This window comes from Mucilaginibacter angelicae, assembly GCF_042434235.1.
Taxonomy (GTDB): domain Bacteria; phylum Bacteroidota; class Bacteroidia; order Sphingobacteriales; family Sphingobacteriaceae; genus Mucilaginibacter; species Mucilaginibacter angelicae.
In genome coordinates this window covers 1-2,454 of sequence record NZ_JBHLTS010000006.1, presented here as the reverse complement: position 1 = coordinate 2,454, position 2,454 = coordinate 1, and the positions used below count along the sequence as shown (strand labels likewise).

The 2,454-nt window shown below is 51.5% G+C and carries 1 protein-coding gene; it reads left to right on the top strand.

The genetic code is table 11. The features are described 5' to 3' along the window. Nucleotides 1-38: 38 nt before the first annotated feature. The coding region (locus ACFFGT_RS03640; RefSeq protein ID WP_377021148.1) for a non-ribosomal peptide synthetase at nucleotides 39-2,454 on the top strand (2,416 nt) is incomplete at its 3' end.

Here is a 2,454-nt window from a genome sequence, read left to right as displayed (position 1 = left end):
ATCTTGAATATTTAAATGAACAAGAGCGATCAACGCTTTTGGAATTGTTCAATAACAGCGCGGTCGATTATCCGGTTGGAGAGACACTGGTATCGGTTTTTTCGGCGCAGGCGGTTTTGCGGCCCGAGGCGCAGGCCGTTGTATGTGGTTCAGGATCACTTACGTACCATGAACTGGATGAGAAGTCAGACCGGTTATCATCTTATTTGGTTACGACGCTGAACGTCCGGCCGAATGACCTGGTTGGTTTACTGCTGGACCGCTCGTGTGATATGATTGTTGGCATTCTTGGGATACTAAAGGCAGGAGCCGCCTATGTTCCGATCGATCCGGCGTACCCGGCCTCGAGAAAGGCGTACCTGTTAGAAGATTCGGGTTTGCAGGTGCTGATCACGCAGATGGATTATTTATTTGACTTGTCCGGTTTCGGGGGTACTGTTTTTGCCATCGACGTTCAACTGGAGGGGCTGGTCTTAGCGCCGGATTACAGGCATCCGGAGATCGGGGCAACCGACCTGGCGTATGTCATTTATACCTCTGGTTCAACAGGTAACCCGAAGGGGGTGATGATCGAACATGGCATGATCGTCAATACGATATATGCGCAGCAAACGATCTTTGAAGTAAGTGAAGGGGAGCGGTGTTTGCAATTCTCCTCCCCATCATTCGATGCCTCGGTTTCGGAAATATTTGTAACCCTTGCCTCGGGCGGGGTGCTGTATATCATTAGCGAGGAACAGAAGAGGTCTCCTTTACAACTGGAGGCCTACCTGGAAGAAGAGCAGATCTCGATAGCAACACTCCCGCCGGCATATTTAAAACAACTGCGTATAGAAAAGCTTTCGGGAATAAAAAAGCTGGTCACGGCGGGAGAGGCCGCGATAGCGGAAAAAGCGGCTGCATTCAATCATTACGGTACATATTACAATGCTTACGGTCCTACGGAGTCGAGTATCTGTGCAACGATCTTCCGGGTAGGACCTGGTACAGGTATCAGCGGGACAAACATCCCGATCGGCAAACCGATACCCAATACCGAAATCTACATCTTAGATGCCGGTTTAAAGTTACAGCCTGTAGGGGTAAGCGGGGAGATCTGTATAGGCGGGGCCGGAGTTGCGAGAGGTTATTTGAACCGTGAAGAGCTGAGCGCTGAGAAGTTTATTGCCAATCCATTTAAGCCCGGTGAACGTCTATACCGTACAGGAGATTTAGGCAGATGGCTCGCGGACGGTAATATAGAATACCATGGCCGTTTAGATGACCAGGTAAAAGTGAGGGGCTACCGGATTGAATTAGGGGAGATTGAGAGTGCGCTAAACGGTCACAGCGATGTAAGCAGTTCGGTTGTACAGGCGCTGGATCTGGGCAGCGGCGAACGGGAGCTGGTAGCGTACGTGGTAAGCGGCACCGTACTGAATGTGCCGGAGCTTCGGCAATACCTTCAGGAACGCTTGCCGGGTTATATGGTACCGGGCCATTATGTACAGCTGGAAGCATTACCGCTAACGGCAAACGGGAAGGTAGATAAGAAACGGCTGCCCTCACCGGCGGGCCAGGAGCTTTCGGGTGGGACGGTTTACGAGGGAGCACGCAATGAGACGGAAGCCAGGCTGATCGGGATATGGGAAGAAGTGCTCGGCCGTAACGGGATCGGGATCAACGATAACTTTTTTGATTTAGGGGGGCATAGTTTGAAGGCGACCCGGTTGGCGGGCCATATCCATAAGGAGTTTGGTGTAAAAGTATCGCTTCGCGACCTTTTCAGCCAAACGGTGCTTGTGGAGCAGGCTGAGCTGATCATTAACGCGGTTAAAACCACTTACCAGGTAATCCCCGAGGTAGGGGCATCCCCGGATTACGTGTTATCGTCATCACAGCGGCGGTTATGGGTACTCGGGCAATTGTCGGAGGCCAATGTGGCCTATAACATGCCTGGCGTTTATGAGTTCCGCGGGGAGCTGGATGCGGCGTTGCTGTCATCAGGCTTCAGCCGCCTGATCAGCCGCCACGAGGTCCTTCGGACGGTATTCAGAGAAAACGGATCAGGTGATGTACGCCAGTATATCCTTAGCCCGGAAGAGCTTGGGTTTCATATGAAGGAACATGACTTTAGAGGAGATGAAGATCCACAGGAGCAGGTGAAAGAAGAAGTAAGGGAATTTGTGAATGAAAGTTTTGATCTGGCTGAAGGGCCATTGCTGCGGGCGCTGTTATGCCGGTTATCAGAAGACCGTTGGGTTTTCGCGTATGTGATGCACCATATCATCAGCGATGGCTGGTCGATGGAGGTACTGATCGGGGAGGTATTGGGATATTATAATTCAGGGAAGGCAGGATCACCGGTACAGTTACAACCCTTACGGATCCAGTATAAAGATTACGCTGCCTGGCAGCAATCGGTTTTATCAGCAGGGGCACAGGGTGTACATGCCGCATACTGGCAGGAAGTAT